This window comes from Paracoccus ferrooxidans, assembly GCF_029909815.1.
Classification (GTDB): domain Bacteria; phylum Pseudomonadota; class Alphaproteobacteria; order Rhodobacterales; family Rhodobacteraceae; genus Paracoccus; species Paracoccus versutus.
This window is the reverse complement of record NZ_CP038198.1, coordinates 2,263,186-2,282,199: the sequence shown is the minus strand read 5'-3', so window position 1 is coordinate 2,282,199 and position 19,014 is coordinate 2,263,186. Positions and strand designations below refer to the sequence as shown.

Annotated in this window: 16 protein-coding genes; 2 read left to right on the top strand and 14 right to left on the bottom strand. The window is 68.6% G+C overall.

Going from position 1 to position 19,014, the window contains the following annotated elements:
* Positions 1-55: 55 nt before the first annotated feature.
* The 14 genes from E3U26_RS11445 to E3U26_RS11380 all read right to left on the bottom strand — a co-directional run bounded on the left by E3U26_RS11445 (position 56) and on the right by E3U26_RS11380 (position 15,372).
* Positions 56-1,135 carry an ABC transporter substrate-binding protein gene (locus tag E3U26_RS11445; RefSeq protein WP_036751416.1) on the bottom strand — a complete coding sequence of 360 codons (1,080 nt, stop codon included), beginning with the start codon at positions 1,133-1,135 and terminating at the stop codon, positions 56-58.
* 32 nt (positions 1,136-1,167) lie between these two features.
* A complete protein-coding gene (locus E3U26_RS11440) occupies positions 1,168-2,271 on the bottom strand; it encodes an ABC transporter ATP-binding protein (RefSeq protein ID WP_036751256.1) in 1,104 nt (367 codons plus the stop codon).
* Between the two features lie 180 nt (positions 2,272-2,451).
* A complete protein-coding gene (locus E3U26_RS11435; protein ID WP_499104886.1) occupies positions 2,452-3,678 on the bottom strand; it encodes an NAD(P)/FAD-dependent oxidoreductase in 1,227 nt (408 codons plus the stop codon).
* On the bottom strand, positions 3,675-4,241 hold the full coding sequence (locus E3U26_RS11430; protein ID WP_052095748.1) for a DUF421 domain-containing protein: 567 nt from the start codon (positions 4,239-4,241) through the stop codon (positions 3,675-3,677). The genes E3U26_RS11435 and E3U26_RS11430 overlap by 4 nt, the downstream gene beginning before the upstream one ends.
* Positions 4,242-4,334: 93 nt before the next feature.
* On the bottom strand, positions 4,335-5,060 hold the full coding sequence (locus E3U26_RS11425) for an SDR family oxidoreductase (protein WP_499105796.1): 726 nt from the start codon (positions 5,058-5,060) through the stop codon (positions 4,335-4,337).
* A 41-nt stretch (positions 5,061-5,101) separates the two neighbouring features.
* Complete coding sequence (locus tag E3U26_RS11420; RefSeq protein WP_036751262.1) at positions 5,102-6,724, bottom strand: FGGY-family carbohydrate kinase; 1,623 nt, start codon at positions 6,722-6,724, stop codon at positions 5,102-5,104.
* Between the two features lie 28 nt (positions 6,725-6,752).
* Positions 6,753-7,484, bottom strand: coding sequence for an SDR family oxidoreductase (locus E3U26_RS11415; RefSeq protein ID WP_114534858.1), 732 nt, complete (start codon positions 7,482-7,484; stop codon positions 6,753-6,755).
* Positions 7,485-7,520: 36 nt separating this feature from the next.
* A complete protein-coding gene (locus E3U26_RS11410) occupies positions 7,521-8,498 on the bottom strand; it encodes an ABC transporter permease (RefSeq protein ID WP_114534857.1) in 978 nt (325 codons plus the stop codon).
* A complete protein-coding gene (locus E3U26_RS11405) occupies positions 8,488-9,987 on the bottom strand; it encodes a sugar ABC transporter ATP-binding protein (RefSeq protein WP_499104883.1) in 1,500 nt (499 codons plus the stop codon). Before E3U26_RS11405 ends, E3U26_RS11410 begins: the two co-directional genes overlap by 11 nt.
* A 70-nt stretch (positions 9,988-10,057) precedes the next feature.
* Positions 10,058-10,963, bottom strand: a complete 906-nt coding sequence (locus E3U26_RS11400; RefSeq protein WP_036751270.1) for an ABC transporter substrate-binding protein — start codon at positions 10,961-10,963, stop codon at positions 10,058-10,060.
* A 99-nt stretch (positions 10,964-11,062) separates the two neighbouring features.
* On the bottom strand, positions 11,063-11,947 hold the full coding sequence (locus E3U26_RS11395) for an AraC family transcriptional regulator (RefSeq protein ID WP_072460923.1): 885 nt from the start codon (positions 11,945-11,947) through the stop codon (positions 11,063-11,065).
* Between the two features lie 250 nt (positions 11,948-12,197).
* On the bottom strand, positions 12,198-13,655 hold the full coding sequence (gene xylB, locus E3U26_RS11390; RefSeq protein WP_499104880.1) for a xylulokinase: 1,458 nt from the start codon (positions 13,653-13,655) through the stop codon (positions 12,198-12,200).
* A gap of 5 nt (positions 13,656-13,660) precedes the next feature.
* A complete protein-coding gene (locus E3U26_RS11385; RefSeq protein WP_114534854.1) occupies positions 13,661-14,698 on the bottom strand; it encodes an NAD(P)-dependent alcohol dehydrogenase in 1,038 nt (345 codons plus the stop codon).
* A 209-nt stretch (positions 14,699-14,907) separates the two neighbouring features.
* Positions 14,908-15,372 (bottom strand): GatB/YqeY domain-containing protein, encoded by a 465-nt coding sequence (locus E3U26_RS11380; protein WP_036751277.1) that lies wholly within the window; start codon positions 15,370-15,372, stop codon positions 14,908-14,910.
* Between the two features lie 168 nt (positions 15,373-15,540).
* Here E3U26_RS11380 and carA point away from each other — a divergent pair, with 168 nt between their 5' ends.
* Both carA and E3U26_RS11370 read left to right on the top strand, forming a co-directional pair.
* Complete coding sequence (gene carA / locus E3U26_RS11375) at positions 15,541-16,689, top strand: glutamine-hydrolyzing carbamoyl-phosphate synthase small subunit (protein ID WP_036751278.1); 1,149 nt, start codon at positions 15,541-15,543, stop codon at positions 16,687-16,689.
* Between the two features lie 89 nt (positions 16,690-16,778).
* Complete coding sequence (locus E3U26_RS11370; RefSeq protein ID WP_499104879.1) at positions 16,779-18,857, top strand: glycosyltransferase; 2,079 nt, start codon at positions 16,779-16,781, stop codon at positions 18,855-18,857.
* Positions 18,858-19,014: the final 157 nt, after the last annotated feature.

Sequence of the window (19,014 nt, the reverse complement as noted above, 5' to 3'; positions counted from 1 at the left end):
TCGGGCTTGCCGGGTGGCCGCGGCGGGTCTGTCCCGCCGCGGGCCTCCTTGCATGTCAGTTCGCCAGCCAGGCGTTGAAGCGTTCCTGCAACTCGGCGTCGTGGTCGACCCAGAAGTCCAGGTTCGAGGCCAGCGCGTTTTCCAGGTTCTCGGCATAGGTGGGCAGGTTCGGGCCCATCGGCACGTCGGTGCCCTCGATATTGCCGACCAGGGCGGCGGCCGAGACGCGCGGCGGACCGTAGCTGATGAACTCGGCGGCGCGGGCCTGCTGCTCGGGCGCGGTCGAAAAGGCGATGAACTCCCTGGCGGCCTCGGGGTTCGGGGCGCCCTTCGGCATCACCCAGCCCTCCATCTCGTAGATCTGGCCGTCCCAGACGATCTTGAAGGGCTTGCCCTCCTGCTGGGCGGCGTTGAAGATCCGGCCGTTGAAGGCAAAGGCCATCGACACCTCGCCATCGGCCAGAAGCTGCGGCGGCTGCGCGCCGGCTTCCCACCAGATCACGTCATTCTTGATCGTGTCGAGCTTGGCGAAGGCCTGGTCCACGCCCTCGGGGGTGCCCAGCACCTCATAGACCTGGTCGGGCGCGACGCCATCGGCCATCAGCGCGAATTCCAGGTTGAACTTGGCGCCCTTGCGCATGGTGCGCTTGCCGGGGAACTTGGCCGTGTCGAAGAAATCGGCCGCGCCGGCGGGCTTGGCATCGGGGAACTTGCCGTCGTCATAGGCCAGGATCATCGAATAGACGTCCGTGCCCACGAAGCATTCGGTGATCGCGCCCTCGATGAAATCGTCGGCGGCCGGGGTGCCGTCGGCGGCGGGGGTCAGGATCGCCGGGTCGATCACTTCCAGCAGCCCCTCGTCGCAAAGCCGCACGGCATCGGCATATTCGACCGAGGCCACGTCGATCGAGACATTGCCCGCCTCGACCTGGGCCTTGACCGGCGTCGCGGGGTTGTCGGCATCCGAAACCACGACCTTCTTGCCGGTCTGGGCCTCGAAGGGCTTGGCATAGGCCTCGACATGGCTCATGCCATAGGCCCCGCCCCAGGACAGCAGGTTGACCTGCTGGTCCTGTGCCTGGGCCGCAGCCGCGACGACGACCAGCGCAGAGGTCAGTATCAGCGTGCGTTTCATCATAACTCCCTGGTTCCTTGCGTAATGCACGTTCACACCGGATCGAGGGCGCGGGCATCCTCGGGATGCCAGCCGATCCGTATCGTCTGGCCGGGCGACAGCTTCACCTGCCCCAGCGTGTTGCGGTATTTCATCACGAAATCGTCCTGCCCGGCGACATGCAGCCGCGCCCGCAGGATGTCGCCCATGTAGATCACGTCGCGCACCTGCGCCTCGATGGTATGGGCACCGGCCGGCATCAGCTCGGGCTTGAACTCGACCCGCTCGGGCCGGATCGAGACCGTCGTGACCTGGCCGCTTTCGCGGATGTTGACGGCGGTGGCGTCGATCAGCTCGCCATTGTCCAGCCGCACCAGCGCCTTGTCGCCCTGCAGCTGCTCGATGGTGCCGCGCAGGGCGTTGTTCTCGCCGATGAAGCCGGCGACGAAGCTGTTCTCGGGCTGCTCGTAAAGCACCGGGGGCGGCGCGAGCTGCTGGATGCGGCCGTCATTGAACACGGCGATGCGGTCCGACATGGTCAGCGCCTCGCCCTGGTCGTGGGTCACATAGACCACGGTGATGCCCAGCCGGTCGTGCAAGGCCTTGATCTCGAACTGCATATGCTCGCGCAGCTGCTTGTCGAGCGCGCCCAGCGGCTCGTCCATCAGCACCAGCTTGGGATCGAAGACCAAGGCGCGGGCCAGCGCGATGCGCTGCTGCTGGCCGCCGGAAAGCTGCGCCGGGCGGCGGTTCTTGAACTGGCCCATCTGCACCATGTCGAGGGCGCGGGTGATGCGGCTTTCGCGCTCGTCCTTGCCCATGCCGCGCACTTCCAGCGGAAAGGACAGGTTCTCGCCCACGCTCATATGCGGGAAAAGCGCGTAGTTCTGGAAGACCATGCCGATGCCGCGCCGATGGGGCGGCACGTCGTTGATGTTGCGGCCGTCCAGCCGGATCTCGCCATGGGTCGCCGTCTCGAATCCGGCCAGCATCATCAGGCAGGTGGTCTTGCCCGAGCCGGAGGGGCCGAGCATGGTCAGGAACTCGCCCTTGCCGATGGTCAGGTTCAGGTCTTTGACGACAAGCGATTGCCCGTCATAGCTTTTCTGGACGTGATCGAAGACAACGAAAGCGTCGTTGCCGGGGTCTGCTGTCACGATGCGGGCTCCCTGTTTCTATTGGTTCTTCGTTCCGCCAGCCAACAGTAATCGGCGCTTGTCGGGGAATGCAACTCACTTGTGCAGCCGGCCGGAAGGACGCAGGCGACGAAGTCGGTGTCACATTGCGTCATTGCCCTTTCGCCGGGCAGATTCGGGTTGACAGCGACATGGCCGGGCTCAGCGAAAGCGATAGAGATCGGCGTCGGGATCGGCGCGGCCGTCGATCCGGCGCGCGGTCAGTTCGGCGGCGATGACGGAATAGGTGATGCCGTTGCCGCCAAAACCCATCACCGTATGACAGCGCCGGCAGCCCGGCACCGCATCGACGATCGGCAGCCCGTCGTCGCTGTCGCCGAAGGCCGCGGCCCAGCGATAGGCCGGGCGGCCGATGCGGATGCCGCAGGTCTCGCGCAGCTTGCGGGCGATCTCGGCCGCGTTGCGGCGCAGCTTGCCGGCATCCTCGTAGGCATCGGGGCTTGCCTCGTCCTCGCCGCCGGCGATGATCCGGCCGCTGGGCGTGGTGCGGAAATACAGGTAGGGATCGGCCGCCTCCCAGACCAGATAGTCGTCGAGCCAGGCCGGATGGCGCACCCCCTCGGCCGAGGCGACGGCCCAGGTCGAGATGATGCGGTGATGCGCCGAGGCAAGCTGCGGCAGGAATTCGTAGCCGGTGCAGAACACCGCATGGCCCGCCACCACCACCCGCCCGGCCGAGGATGCCAGCGCCACCCCGTCCGCCAGTTCCGCGAAATCCGCGACCTCGAAGGGCGAGACGATCTCGGCCCCCCGTTCCTGCGCCAGCCGCAGCAGCCCGGCCGTCAGCTGCGCCGGATTGGCCGAGGCCGAGGCGGTGGAGCGGATGGCCCCCGTGCGGTCGATGCCGTATTCCTCGAGCAGGCGCCGGCGCGAAAGGAACTCGGCCGCGATGCCGGTTTCGCGGCGCAGCGCCGCCTCGGCCTCCAGCGCGCGAAAGCCCATCTCGTCGCCGGCCAGGTAAAGCGCCCGCTTGCGCTGCATCTGGCAGTCGAGCCGCAGCCGGCGCGACAGCCGCAGCAGTTCCTCGACCGCCTTGACCGAGCGCAGCCAGGCCCGCGCCGCCTTGTCGGGGCCGATCTGGCGCGCCAGCCGGCTCAGCGGCACGTCGATCTCGTGCTGGATCATCGCCGTCGAGGCAAGCGACGAGCCCCGCACCGGCTGGCGCCGGTCCACCAGCAGCACCCGCCGCTTGCGCCGCGTCAGCCGCTCGGCCAGCAGGGCCGCGGAAATGCCGGTGCCGGCGATCACCACGTCCCAGCGCGGCTGCGAGGGCTCTGCCCGATGCGCGACCGAGATATGCGGCGTCTCGGCCCAGAAGGGATGCGCCGTGCGCAGCCGCCGCTGGATGGTGCGCCGGGGCCCGGTCATTCCTTGCCCGCCCAGGCCATTTCCCGCTGCGGGATCGCGGGCGGCTGGTAAAGCCCCGCCGTGCCGTCCCGGTCCCGCCTGAGCACCGAAAGCGCACCGTCGGCCTCGAGAATGGCGAACTTGACGTCGGCCAGGTCGGCCACGCCCTTTTCGCGCAGCTTGGCGTGCAACTCGCCGATGCCGATGCCCTGCCGGCGCAGACGGTCTTGGTGGACGCGGCCCTCGGTGACGACGATGCGCGGCCTGCCCTCGAAGATCCGAGACAGCAGGTCCGAGGACAGGATCGCCTCGTCCACCAGCTTGTTGAAGGCGGCGACCAGGAAGATGGCGAACATCGCCGGCAGCATCGGCACGTCGGGATAGAACAGCGAATCGCCCACCGCCGAGCCGATGGCGATGACCAGCAGGAACTCGACGATGGAAAGCTGCGCCACCGTGCGCCCGCCCAGCCAGCGCATCAACGCCAGCGTGTAGAAATAGATGATGACGGTGCGGAGAAAGACTTCCCAGGCGAAGGACAGATCCTGATCGCCCAGGAAGATGCGGTGAAGTTCGTCAAGCATGGCCGCCGTCCCCTGCCCGCGCCGGTTTGCGCCAAGGGACAAGCCGCGATCCGGGGCGCCGGTTCCACGCCCCGAACACCGGCGCCGGAAAACCTAGACGGCCAGGAAGCCGCCATCCACCGGCAGCACCGCGCCCGAGACCATGCGGCTGTCGTCCGAAAGCAGCAGCGCGATGCTTTGCGCGACCTCCTCGGCCTCGGCAAAGCGGTTCAGCGGGTGGCGCACCATCATCGGCTGGCTTTTCGCCGGGTCCGACCAGGCCTCGGCCGCCAGTTCGGTCAGGGTGATGGTGGGCGCGACCGCGTTCACGCGGATGCCGTGCGGGCCCAGTTCCTTGGCCAGCACGCGGGTCGCGCCCTCGAGCCCGGCCTTCGAGGCGGCATAGCACAGGTGGTCCTGGAAGCCGCGATGACCGGCGATCGAGGTGATGTTGACGATGGCGCCGCCGCCGCCCGCCGCCACGCGGGCGCGGGCGAATTCCTGGCAGCAGATCAGCGCCGCGCGCAGGTTGATGCCCAGGACCGCCTCATAGCCGGCCTCGGTCATGTCGAGCACGCTTTCCAGCACGTTGATGCCGGCGCTGTTGATCAGGTAGTCGGCGGTCCCCGCCTGCGCCATGGCGGCGCGGGTGGCGGCCGGGTCGGCCAGGTCGACGCGGATGCCGCGCGCGCCGATCTCGTCCCGCAGGCTGTCGAGGTCGGATTGGGTGCGGCTCAGCGCCACGACCTTCGCGCCGCGTTCGGCCATGAGACGCGCGCAGGCGCGGCCGATCCCTTTGCCCGCGCCGGTGATGATGACGGTCTTGCCCGAGAATTGCATGGTTCCTCGCATGTCCAGTTCGGCGGCAGGGCCGCCCGTGTTCAGTTTTGCGGCAAGGCCGCCATGGCGGCGCGGATCTGCCGCGCCGTGGATTGCAGCGCCAGGAAGGCGGCATGGCGCGCGTCCTGCCGCGCGCGGCTGGCGGGATCGGGGGCGCAGCGCGTGGCGATGCGCGACATGGCGGGCATGGCGGTGTGCAGGTCGGGGAACACCCCCGCCGCCACCGCGCCCAGCATGGCCGAGCCCAGCAGCACCGGCTCGGGGCATTCCGTCACCTCGACCGGCAGCCCCGTCGCATCCGCCAGCAGCTGCCGGGTCAGCGGATGCGCGCCGGCGCCGCCGCTGACGCTGATCGTCTGAACCGGGGCGCCATGCTGGCCTTGGGTCTCGATGATCTGGCGCAGGCCATAGCCCAGGCCGCAGATCCCGGCGACATAAAGCGCGACCAGCGAATCCGGCCCCGTCTCCATCCCCTGCCCCATGATGACGGCGCGGGCATGGGGATCGGCAAAGGGCGCGCGGTTGCCCAGGAACTCGGGCACCACATGCAGCTCGTCGGCCAGCCGCAGGGCGGCGCTGGCATCGCCCGCCAGCTCCAACGCCCGGTCGGCCAGCCATTGCGGCAGGGACTTGCCCGCCGCCTCGGCCAGCGCCGTCGCCTCGGCCGTGGCGGGGTGCAGCTGCACCAGCTGGTCGATGGCGGCGCCGGCGGCGGACTGGCCGCCCTCGTTCAGCCACATGCCGGGCACCATGGCCGAGTAATAGGGCCCCCAGACGCCCGGCACGAAGGCCGGCTCACGCGTCGTGGTCATGGTGCAGGAGGAGGTGCCGAAGACATAGCCCAGGCAAGCCGTCGCATCGCCCCCGGCCGCGACCGTGCCGACGCCGCCGGCATGGGCGTCGATCAGCCCGGCCGCGACCGCGGTGCCGGGACGCAGGCCCATCGCCTCGGCCGCGGCCGGGGTCAGCCCCTGCCCCAGCGCCGTGCCGGGATCGACGACGCGGGCACCGATGCGGGCGAAACCGTCGTCGGCCAGGTCGCCCAGGCCGATCTGGCGGAAATAGCCCGCGTCCCAGCGCCCCTCATGCGCCAGATAGGTCCATTTGCAGGTCACGGTGCAGGCGGAGCGCTCCAGCGCGCCGGTCGCCTTCCAGGTCAGGAAGTCGGTCAGGTCGAAGAAATGCGCCGCCGCCGCATAGACCTCGGGCCGGTTCTCGCGCAGCCACAGAAGCTTCGGCGTCTCCATCTCGGGCGAGATGCGGGTGCCGACATAGGCCAGCACGTCGTGGCCCAGCGCATTGATGCGCTCGGCCTGCTCGACGGCGCGGTGGTCCATCCAGACGATGATGTCGCGCTCGGGGTGGGCGGGATCGCCCACCGGCAGCGTCGCATCCCCCGCCCCGCGGACGACAAGGGAGCAGGTGGCATCGAAGCCGATGCCCGTGACGCGCGCCGGGTCGATCCCGGCGCGGGTCACGCATTCCCGGACGGAGTCGCAGACCGCGCGCCAGACCTGCTCGCTGGACTGCTCGGCGATCACGCCGCGCTCGCGGTGCATCGCGATGGGGCGCTTGGCCGTGGCAAGCAGGCGGCCTGCGCGGTCGAAGACCCCGGCCCGCGCCGAGCCGGTGCCCACGTCGATGCCGATCAGATACTGGTCCATGGCGCTACTCCGTTCCGGGTGCCGGGCGTCAGACGCGGTCGAAATTGGTCGGCAGCACCAGCATGTCGCGGATGGTGACGGTGCGCTTGCGGGTCAGCATGTATTCGACCGCATCCGCGACCTCTTCCGCGTCGATCAGGCTGCCGCTTTCCTTGGCCTTGCGCAGGTTCTCCTCGGGCCAGTCGGCCAGCAACGCCGAGACCACCGGGCCGGGCGAGACCTGCATGACCCGCACGCCATGCGGGATCATCTGCCGGCGCATGCCCTGGACGAAGCTGGTGATCGCCCATTTCGAGCCGGAATAGACCGGCTCCCAATAGGTCGGGAAATGGCCGGCGATCGAGCAGGTGACGACGATGTCGCCGGTCTTGCGCTCGCTCATGTGCGGCACCACGGCGTGGACGTTCTTCATCACCGCGTTGACGTTGAGGTTCAGCATCCGGTCGATGGCCTCGGGCGTCGTCTCGGTCAGGTCGCCGCCGATATAGGTGCCGGCGTTGCAATAGAGGATGTCGATATGGCCGGTCTTGGCCAGGATCTCGGGGATCATGGCGTTGCAGCTGTCCGCGTCAAGCAGGTTCGTCACCTGCGGGATCGCCTTGTCGCCCAGCTTGGCGGCCAGTTCCGACAGCGCCGCCTGGTTCCAGTCCACCATGACCACGGTGGCGCCGCGGGCAAGCAGCCGCTCGGTGGTGGCGAGCCCGATCCCCGAGGCCGCGCCGGTGATGACGGCGATCTTGCCGTCCAGCGATTCAGACATTCCGTTCTCCTGTCTTCAGAATGATGCGGGCGGGGCTCAGCGCCATTCGCGCCCGATATAGATGGCCAGCAGGATGATCGCGCCCTTGATGACGTCCTGCAGGTAGGGGTTGATGCCCATCAGGTTCAGGCCGTTGTTCAGGATGCCCAGCAGCACCGCGCCGATCAGCGTGCCGAGGATCAGGCCTCGCCCGCCCGAGATCGCGGTGCCGCCCAGCACCACGGCGGCGATGGCGTCAAGCTCGAAGCCCTGGCCGGCATTGGGCTGGCCGCTCATCAACCGCCCGGTCAGGATCACCGCGGCCAAGGCCGAGGTCAGGCCCGAGATGCCGTAGACCGCCAGCTTCACCCGCTGGGTCTTGACACCCGAAAGCCGCGCCGCGGTCTCGTTGCCGCCCAGCGCATAGACATGGCGGCCGAAGGCGGTGCGCTGCAAGAGCACCCAGGCCACGGCATAGATCAGGACCATGACGATGACCGGCACCGGCACCACGCCGATGCGCCCCACCCCGAACCAGGAAATCCAGCTGGGGATGCCGCTGATCGGATAGCCGCCGGAATAGATCAGCCCCAGGCCGCGCGCCATGCCCATGGTGGCCAGCGTCACGATGATCGCCGGCATCCGGCCCCAGGCGACCAGCACGCCGTTGGCCAGCCCGATGCCCAGGCCGATCAGCAGCCCGACCAGCAGCGCCACCGGCGCGGGCAGGCCCATGTTGACCATCATCCCCGCGCTCAGCGTGCCGACCAGCGCCATGACCGCGCCGACCGACAAATCGATCCCGCCGGTCAGGATGACGAAACTCATGCCGACGGCGAGGATGCCGACGACCGACACCTGGCGCAGCACGTTCATGATGTTGTTCAGGCTGAAGAAATTGTCGCTCGCCAGCCCCATCAGCACCGAGACGGTGATCAGCCCGATCAGCGGCAGCGCCAGCGGCGAATGCAGCAGGCGGCCAAGCGAGAAGCCGCCGGTTTTCCCGGCCGAGCCGGTGTTTGCGTCATGCGACATGTTCAACTCTCCCGGTCGTGGCATGGGTCATGATGGTTTCGGAATCGATCTGGTCGCCCTCGACCGTGGCCACGATCCCGCCCGAGCGGAACACGCAGACCCGGTCGGACATGCCGATCACCTCGGGCAACTCGGACGAGATCATGATGATGGCGCCGCCCTTGGCGGTGAATTCGCGCATCAGCGCATAGATTTCCGCCTTGGCGCCCACGTCGATGCCGCGCGTCGGCTCGTCGAAGATCAGCACCTGCATGTCGTGGTTCAGCCAGCGGGCGATCACGACCTTCTGCTGGTTGCCGCCCGACAGCGTATCGACGCGGGCATGCGGCCCCTGCGCCTTGACGCGGACCTGCGCCATGGCGGTCTCGGTCGCAGCCAGTTCCTTTTTCAGGTCGATGAACCAGTGGTTCTTGCGATACTTGCCGTAATTGTTCAGCGAGACGTTCTGCAGGATCGAGAAGCTGGTGATCAGCCCCTGTTCCTTGCGGCTTTCGGGCAGCAGGCCGATGCCATGCGCCAGCCCCTCGTCGGGGCCGCGGAAGCGTTTCTCGACCCCGTCCACCTTCACCTTGCAGCGCGCCGCCGGGTATGCGCCCAGCATGGCCAGCACGGTCTCCGTGCGGCCCGAGCCGACCAGCCCGGCAAAGCCCAGGATGTCGCCCTTGCGCAGGGCAAAGCGCGAGACGGGGCCGCCCTTCTTCAGCTGCACCTCCTCGACCTCGACGACAACGGAGGCGGTCGAGGGGGCCGGCTTGGGCGGGAAGTTATTCTCGATCCGGCGGCCGACCATCATCTCGACCAGCCGGTCGTTGTCCACGTCCGGGACCGCGCAGGAGGCGATGAACTCGCCGTCGCGCAGCACGGTGATGCGGTCGCAGATCTCGAAGATCTCTTCCAGGTGATGCGAGATGAAGATGATCGCCACGCCCTGCCGGCGCAGCTCGCGCATGACCTTGAACAGGTGCTCGACCTCGGAGGGGGTCAGGGTCGCGGTCGGCTCGTCCAGCACCAGGATGCGGGCGTTCAGGGACAGCGCCTTGGCGATCTCGACGAATTGCTGCTCGGCGACGGACAGGCGATGCACCGGCACGTCCAGGGCCACGTCGACGGCCAGCTGGCGCATGATCTCGGCGGCGCGGGCGCGCATCGCCTTGCGGTCCAGCGTGCCGAAGCGTCCGCGGATCTCGCGCGCCAGGAACATGTTCTCGACCGCGTCGAGATAGGGGATCAGGCTGAACTCCTGGAACACGATGCCCACGCCCGCGGCGATGGCCTGGTCGTAATCGGCAAAGTGGCGCTCGGTCCCCTCGATGCGGATCGTGCCCTCGCTGGGCTGGATGATGCCGCACAGGATCTTCATCAGCGTGGACTTGCCGGCGCCGTTCTCGCCCAGAAGCGCATGCACCTCGCCGGCGCGGACCTCCATGTCGACGCCGTGCAGGACTTCGATCTTGCCGAAGCTTTTTCGGATTCCCTTCAGTTCCAGCATGATGCCCTCCTGAATGGCTGGGAAATGTCCCGCCCCCGCGGCATGCGGGGACGGGAGCGGGGAGGAACCCTTACCAGCTGAACTCGGCAGCGTTCTCGGCGTCAACGACCATGACGTCGATCGGCACTTCCTTCGGCACCACACGGGCGCCCCATTTCTGCGCCAGCGCCATGGCCAGGCCCACCCGGACCTGGTCGCGCGGGAATTGCGCGGTGGTCTCGATGAAGGGGCCGCCCGCGGCGATGGCCTGGACCGCCTCGGGTGCGCCGTCGACCGAAGTCAGCTTGATGTCCTTGCCCGAGCCCTGGATCGCCGCCAGCGCGCCCATGGCGCCGCCGTCGTTGACCGAGAAGATGCCGGCCAGGTTCGGCTTGGACTGGATCATGTTCTCGACCACGCCCAGGGCGACCGAGCGGTCCTGCCGGCCGTTCTGGGTATCGACCAGGGTGATTTCCGGGAACTCCTCCAGCGCGGCCTTGCAGCCCTCGACGCGCTGCAGGATCGGCACCACCGGGATGCCGTCCAGGATCGCGACCTCGCCCTTGCCCTCCAGCGCCTCGCCCAGATACTTGCAGGACATGTAGCCCGCGTCCCGGTTCTTGGAGCCGACGAAGGTATCGACCGGACCGTTCGCGTTCGCATCGACCGCGACCACGGTCACGCCCGCGGCCTTGGCGGCGTGGACGGCGGCCTCGATCCCAGCGCTGTCGGTCGGATTCAGCAGCAGGATGTCGATGTTCTGCTGCAGCATGTCCTCGACATCCGAGATCTGCTTGGCCACGTCATGGCCGGCGTCGGTGACGACGACATCGGCGCCCAGGCTGGCGGCGGCCTCGTTCAGCGCCTCCTGCATGGACACGAAATAGGGGTTGTTCAGCTCCTGGAAGGTCATGCCGATCTTCAGCTTGTCCTGGGCCAGCGCCGGGGCCGCCATGAGCGCAAGCGCGGCCGAGGCGGTGAGCAGTTTCGTTTTCATCTGGGTTCCCTCCCATCTGGATGAAAGCAGGCATGGCCTGCGCGTCTCCGGGCGGCGCCGCGCCGCCCGAATTGGTGAAATTGGCGATTTCGGTCCTTGTCAGTCCGCCATGACCAGCGCCTTCTGGGCCGCGAAAGTCGCGCGGAACTGCGAGGGCGACATTCCCTTGAGCTTCAGGAAATGCCGGTTGAAGTTCGACAGGTTCGAAAACCCGACCTCGTAGCAGATCTCGGCCACCTTGACGTCGGGATCGGTCAGCAGCATCTGGCAGGCCAGGTCGACGCGCAGCTGGTTGCGATAGCGCACCAGAGTGGTGCCGGTATGGCGCTTGAAGGCACGGGAAAAGGCGCTTTGGCTTTGCCCGACCATCTCGGCCAGCTCGCCCTCCTCGATCTGCTCGGTCAGGTGTTCGCGCAGGTGCGACAGCGCGCGGTTGATGCCGCCGTCATGGGTGCGCGTCAGGTCCAGCTCGAAGCTGAGGCTGGCCAGCACCTCGTATTCCGGCGCATGGGCCAGCAGGTCCAGGATGTCCCAGAACAGCGCCAGGCGACGCAGGCCCTGCGCCTCGACCAGCCGCTCCATCAGCGGGCGGACGCGGGCGCTGGTCTCGTCGTCGAAGAGCAAGCCGCGGCGCGAGCGTTCCAGGAGCGGGCGCAGCGCCTCCATCTCGGGCATGGCGGCGCTGGCCTCTTCGATGAAGGCTTCGGGGAACTGGATCACCAGCGAGCGCAGCGGCACCGCCTCGCCGGGCGGGATGTCGCTGATCCAGTTCTGCGGCAGGTTCGGCCCGGTCATGATCAGCTGGCCGGGCTGGAAGCTGCCGACATGGTCGCCGATGTAGAATGTGCCCGAGGTGGCGACGACCAGGTGGATTTCGTATTCGGGATGGTAATGCCAGCGCACCGTGCGGAACGGATAGCCATGCATCCACGCGGCGAAGGATTCGCCCTTGCGGATGTGGACCAGCTCCAGATCGGGTTGCATTCGCCTTCCTCCCTGCACGTCGCGGACCCTGCCGGGCCTGCCGCGGACGTTCAGGAACCATAGGCTTCATGCCCGCCGGCGATCCACATCAGGGCGAAAAAAATACCGATACTTTTTTGCACCGATCGGTGCAGGAATTGAAGAGGCAGGCGCAAGGCACCGCGACGGGCATATGCTGCATAGCAGAAAGCCCATGCCGCAGCGCAGCGGCATGGGCCTGCTTTTTCGGAAAAACCCGCTGTTAACGCTATCAAGCGCCCAGAGCGGTCAGATCCCGCAGCCGCGGATAAGCCGCGTGATGGGCCTCATACTTTTTCGCATAGGCTGCGGCCAGTTCAGGATCGGGCACAACCTCGGCGTGAATGGCGGGCCTGGCAAAGATGCGGTCCGAGGTATCGCCCGTCGCGCAGGCCGCCGCCAGCTTGGCCGCCCCGAAGGCTGCGCCGAAATCGCCGTCCTCGGGCTCCAGCAGCGTGAGCCCGGTGGCCGAGGCCATGATTCGCAGCCAGGCGCGCGAGCGCGCGCCGCCGCCCACCGCATAGGCGGCCTCGATGGGGGTGCCGGCCTTGCGCAGCGCATGGACGCAATCGGCGAATGCCATGGCCACGCCCTCCATCGCCGCCTGCGCAAGGTCGGCCAGCCCGGTGGCGCGGCGCAGCCCCAGGAAGGCGCCGGTCGCATCGGGATCGTTCAGCGGCGTGCGCTCGCCCGACAGGTAAGGCAGGAACAGCACCGGCGAGGGCGCCGTCACCGCGCCCACCAGCCCGGCAAGCTCGGGCACGGGTTTGCCGGTGATCTCGGACAGCCAGCTCATGCTGTCGGTCGCAGACAGGATCACCCCCATCTGGTGCCAGGTGTCCGGCACGGCATGGCAGAAGGTATGCACCGCATCGCCGGTGTTCGGCGCGTAAGCCTCGGTCGCGGCGAACAGCACGCCCGAGGTGCCCAGCGACAGAAAGCCCGTGCCGGGCGTCATCACCCCCATGCCGCAGGCCGTGGCGGCATTGTCGCCGCCGCCGCCCGCCACCGGCACGCGCGGGATGCCCCAGCGCTCGGCCAGTTCGGCGCGCAGATGGCCGGAAACGTCGCTGCCCTCGACCAGCCGCGGCATCTGGGCGCGCGTCAGCCCGGTCGCGGCCAGCAGCGCATCCGACCAGTCGCGCTTGCCCACGTCCAGCCACAGCGTCCCCGCCGCGTCCGACATCTCGGCGACATGCTCGCCGGTCAGCCACAGCCGCAGGTAGTCCTTGGGCAGCAGCACCTTGGCGGTCCGGGCAAAGATCTCGGGCTCGTTCTGCGCCACCCACAGCAGCTTCGGCGCGGTAAAGCCCGCCATGACCAGGTTGCCGGCGATGCCGTGGAAATCCGCCCGTGCGGTCAGCTCGGCGCATTGCGGACCCGAGCGGCCGTCGTTCCACAGGATGCAGGGCCGCAGCACATGGTCCGCGCCGTCCAGCAGCGTGGCCCCATGCATGTGCCCCGACAGGCCGATGGCCTGCAGCCGCGCCATCGCGGCCGGATGCTCGCGCAGCAGCGCCGCGATGGCCGCCTCGGCGCCGGCGATCCAGTCGGCCGGCGCCTGCTCGGACCAGCCGGGATGCGGGCGGCTGACGGTCAGGGCCGCATGGGCGACGCCGACGGTCGCGAAGCTTTCGTCCACCAGCATCGCCTTGATGCCCGAGGTGCCCAGGTCCAGTCCCAGATACATGGCGCTTACTCCGGCATGACGATCTGCAATTTCACGTCGGTCTCGCGCGCCTCGACGGCGCGGTCGAAGCCGGCGATGCTGTCCGCGAAGGGGATCGAGGCCGAGATCAGCGGCTTGAGATCCACCTTGCCCGAGGCGATCAGCGCGATGGCGCGGTCATAGACATTGGCATAGCGGAACACGGTCTCGACCCGCAGCTCCTTGGCCTGCAGCCCGACGATGTCCACCGGCACCGGATCGACCGGCATCCCGACCAGCACGATGGCGCCGCCGGGACGCGCAAGCTGGTGCATGCCCAGGATCGCCGGCGCCGCGCCCGAGCATTCGAAGACGATGTCGGCGCCCCAGTTGTCGGTCGCCTCGGCCACCGCCTCGGCCAGCGGGCGGTTGCGGATGTTCACGGTCTCGATGCCGTCATAGGCGCCGATGATGTCCAGCTTGGGCTGGGCGAGGTCGGCCACGATCACCCGCGCGCAACCGCCGGCCAGCGCCGCCAGCGCCACCATCATGCCGATGGGGCCGGCGCCCGTGACCACCGCCACGTCGCCCGGCTGGATGCGGGCGCGCAGCGCGGCCTGCATGCCGATGGCAAAGGGCTCGACCATCGCGCCTTCCGCGAAGCTGACATTGCCGGGCAGCTTGTAGGTGAAGGCCGCGGGGTGGACGACCTCGGGCGTCAGGCAGCCATGCACCGGCGGCGTCGCCCAGAAGGTCACGGCAGGATCGACGTTGTAGATCCCCAGCTTGGCCGCGCGCGAGGTCGGGTCGGGAATCCCCGGCTCCATGCAGACCCGGTCGCCGGGCTTCAGATGCGTGACCTCGGTTCCCGCCTCGATCACCGTGCCGGATGCCTCATGCCCCAGCACCATCGGCTCGCGCACGACGAAATGCCCGATCTTGCCATGGGTATAATAATGCACGTCCGAGCCGCAGATCCCGACCGTATGCGTCCTGATCCGCACGTCCCTGGGCCCCAGCGTGGCGGGGATGTCGAAATCCCGCAGCGACAGCTTGCCCTTTTCTTCCAGCACCAATGCCTTCATCGCCCGTCCTCCTGATGGCCGCGCCGCCCTTCGGGCGCCCTCGACTCGCGTCTTTGGCGGCGAGTCGGGGCGCATGTAAACAAAAACCCGCGCATGGCGCGAGCTTTTGCTCATCAGAAGAATAATTGTATCAGTGCTGCGCCGGAAAAGCTATGCGCCGGCTGCGGCGGCGCAGGCGATCCGGCCTTGGTCGCAAAGAATCAGGGCGGTCATTTCATCAGCCGGTCCTTGACCATGGGGCCGACGGCGCCGAAATCCATCTGCCCGGCATGGCGGGCGCGCAGCTCGGCCATGACCCGGCCCATGTCGCGGATCGACTCGGCGCCCAGTTCGGCGATGGCCTTGTCGATGGCGGCGCGGGTTTCCTCGGCGTCCAGCTGGCGCGGCAGGTAGGACTGGATCACCTTGATCTCGTCCAGCTCGCGCTCGGCCAGTTCCAGCCGGCCGCCCTCTTCATAGGCCTTGGCCGATTCCTGGCGCTGCTTGACCATCTTGGACAGGATCGCGGTCAGCTCGGCCTCGGCCAGCCCGGCCTCGTCGCCGCCTTCGCCGCGGGCGGCGATCTCGCGGTCCTTGATCGCGGCCGAGATCAGGCGCAGCGTGGACAGCCGCGCCGAGTCCTTGGCTTTCATCGCCTCTTTCGTATCGGCCAGAATGCGTTCGCGCAGTCCCATGTGATCCTCGCTGAATGTATTCCGCCGGGTGGTGCCCGGCTTCGCCCCCGCAGTCAAGCCGTGCCCTCAACCCCGACCCGGCCGCAAAGTTCCGCGCGCCGCCCGTTCCCGCCTTGACGCGCCCGCGCCCTTTACCTAGGTTCCCGCCGATTTACCCGGAGAGTGACGATGCCCCAGAAACCGACCGCATGTCTTGCGCTTGCCGACGGCACCGTGTTCCACGGCCAGGGCTTCGGCGCGGTCGGGGAAGTGGTGGCCGAGTTGGTCTTCAACACCGCGATGACCGGCTATCAGGAGATCATGACCGATCCCTCCTATGCCAGCCAGGTCGTGACCTTCACCTTCCCCCATATCGGCAATACCGGCGTGACCGAACAGGACGACGAGGCGCCCGAGCCCGTCGCCTCGGGCATCGTGGTGAAATGGGATCCGACCGAGCCCTCGAACTGGCGCGCCAGCGCCGACCTGGTCGAATGGATGGCGCGGCGCGGCCGCATCGGCATCGGCGGCGTCGACACCCGCCGCCTGACCCGCGCGATCCGCCAGCAGGGCTCGCCCCATGTCGTCCTGGCCCATGACCCCGAGGGGAATTTCGACATCGCCGCCATGGTCGCCAAGGCGCGCGGCTGGAAGGGCATCGTCGGCCTGGACCTCGCCAAGGAGGTCAGCTGCCGGCAAAGCTATCGCTGGACCGAGGGGCTGTGGTCCTGGCCCGGCACCTTCGGCCAGTCCGAGGAAAAGAAGCCCTTCCGCGTCGTCGCCGTCGATTACGGCGCGAAACGCAACATCCTGCGCTCGCTGGCGCAAAGCGGCGCCGAGGTGACGGTGCTGCCCGCCACCGCCACCGCCGAGGAAGTGCTGGCCCACGAGCCCGAGGGCGTGTTCCTGTCGAACGGCCCCGGCGATCCGGCCGCGACCGGCGAATACGCCGTGCCGATGATCCGCGAGTTGCTGGACCGCGACCTGCCGATCTTTGGCATCTGCCTGGGCCACCAGATGCTGGCGCTGGCGCTTGGCGCCCATACCGTGAAGATGAACCACGGCCATCACGGCGCGAACCACCCGGTCAAGGACGTCGAAACCGGCAAGGTCGAGATCACCTCGATGAACCACGGCTTCGCCGTCGATGCCCAGACCCTGCCCCAAGGCGTGATCGAGACCCATGTCAGCCTGTTCGACGGCTCGAACTGCGGGCTGCGCGTGGCCGACAAGCCGGTCTTCTCGGTGCAATACCACCCCGAGGCCAGCCCCGGCCCGCAGGACAGCGCCTATCTGTTCGAGCGCTTCACCGAGGCGATGCGCAGCCGGCGCGGCTGATCCGGGCGCGGGCCTGGCGGCGGTTAACCGGTTCTTAACCCTCTGCATGGCAGAGAGGGGACCGGAACGACCCAGACCGGGAATCGCCTATGGCCCGCCCCGCCCTCATCTGGCCCCTTGCCGGTGCCCCGGCCGAGGCCGCCGTGCCCGCCTTGACGGGCACGGTGATCGCGACCCGCGACCTGCGCCCGCTGGGCCAGATCCTGATCGAGGATGGCGCGGTCGATCCACGCGACCTGCTCAAGGCGCTGGTCATGCGCGAGCGCCAATCGGCGCGGCTGGGCGAGATCCTGCTGGCGCACGGCTGGGTGCGGGAAGAGGCGCTGCTGCGCGCCCTGTCCCGGCAATGGCGCGCCAGCGTGCTGGACCTGGCGGCGCTGCCGCCCGATCCGCGGCTGGTCGATGCGATGGGCGCGCAGCTTTGCCTGGCCGAGGGCGCGGTGCCCTGGCGCCGGGTCGGCGGCGTCACCTTCATCGCCACCGCGCGCCCCGAGGGATTCGAGGCATTGCAGGACCGCCTGCCCGAGGGGTTCGGCGCGGTGCGCATGCTGCTGTGTTCGGAAAACGCCGCGCGCGAGGCGATCCTGGCCTTGCGCCGCACCGCGCTGATCCGCCAGGCCGAAACCCGCGTGCCCGCCCAGGAAAGCTGCCGCACCCGCAACGAGCGCCGCTTCGGCCGCATTGCCGTGGGGCTGATGGCGGCAGCGGCGCTGGGGCTGGTGCTGGCGCCGAACGCGGTGATCGCGCTTCTGACGGCCTGGGCGGTGCTGACGCTGGTCGCCTCGGCCACGCTGAAGCTGTTCTCCTTTGCCGCCATCCTGCGCCGGCACCGGCAGGACCGCCTGCAAAAGCCGGCCCATGCCGCCCGGCAGCAGCCCGAGATGACGGCGCCGCTGCCGGTGATCTCGGTCATGGTGCCGCTGTTCGCCGAGGCCGACATCGCCGAAAAGCTGATCGGCCGGCTGTCGCGGCTGGACCATCCGCGCGAGCTGATGGACATCCTGATCGTGGTCGAGGAGACAGACCGCGTCACCTGCGAGGCGCTGCAGGGCGTCCGGCTGCCGCGCTGGCTGCGCGTGATCCAGGTGCCCGACGGGCCGGTGCGCACCAAGCCACGGGCGCTGAACTATGCGCTGAACTTCTGCCGCGGCTCGATCATCGGGGTCTGGGACGCCGAGGACCGCCCCGAGCCGGGCCAGCTGCACAAGGTCGCGCGCGGCTTTCACTTCGCCCCGCCCGAGGTGGCCTGCCTGCAAGGCGTGCTGGACTATTACAACCCCCGCACCAACTGGCTGGCCCGCGCCTTCACCATAGAATATGCCGCCTGGTTCCGCGGCACGCTGGCCGGGGCGGCGGCGCTGGACCTGGTGGTGCCGCTTGGCGGGACGACGCTGTTCTTCCGCCGCGACGCGCTGGAAGAGATCGGCGCCTGGGACGCCTGGAACGTGACCGAGGACGCCGACCTGGGCGTGCGCCTGACCCGGCGCGGCTATCGCACGCGGATGCTGGACACCGTCACGCATGAAGAGGCGAACTGCCGCCTGATCCCCTGGGTCAAGCAGCGCTCGCGCTGGCTCAAGGGCTTCGCGATGACCTGGGGCGTGCATATGCGCGACCCGGTGGCGCTGTGGCGCGACCTGGGGACGCGGCGCTTCCTTGCCTTGCAGGTGCAGCTTTTCGCCTCGGTCTCGCAATACCTGTTGGCGCCGGTGCTGTGGAGCTTCTGGCTGCTCAGCCTGGGCCTGCCGCATCCGATGCGGGACATGCTGTCGGGCCTGCTGGACGGCCATGCCATCGCCCTGCTGTTCGCGCTGTTCGTGGCCTCGGAATTGCTCAACATCGCCGTCGGCCTGTGGGCGGTGCGCGGGCGGGCGCATCGCCACCTGCTGCCCTGGGTGCCGACGCTGCACCTGTATTTCCCGCTCGGCTGCCTGGCGGCCTGGAAGGCGATCTACGAGGTGGTGGTCAAGCCCTTCTACTGGGACAAGACCCAGCACGGCATCTTCGAGGCCGGCCTGGACGAGCCGCCCGAGCCCGCGCCGCCGCCCGCCGGCCGGCTGATCCCCCTGCGCGAAACCGCCGCCGGAGAGCCCGCGAGCCCCATCGCCGCCGAAACCGACCCGGACCTCGGCCCGCTGCTGGTCCCCTTGCTGGGCAAGATCGACTGAACCCATGCAGCCACCTGGCACCCCCGGCGGCAGGAGCCGCGGACCCCGCAGCGAACCTACCTCGGCTTCCTGGTGCGAGGCAGGACTGGCCGAACCGGGCGCCCGGTGCCGGCTGCAGCACAGATAGAGGAGACTGCCGCCGCTTCGGGGCGCTAGG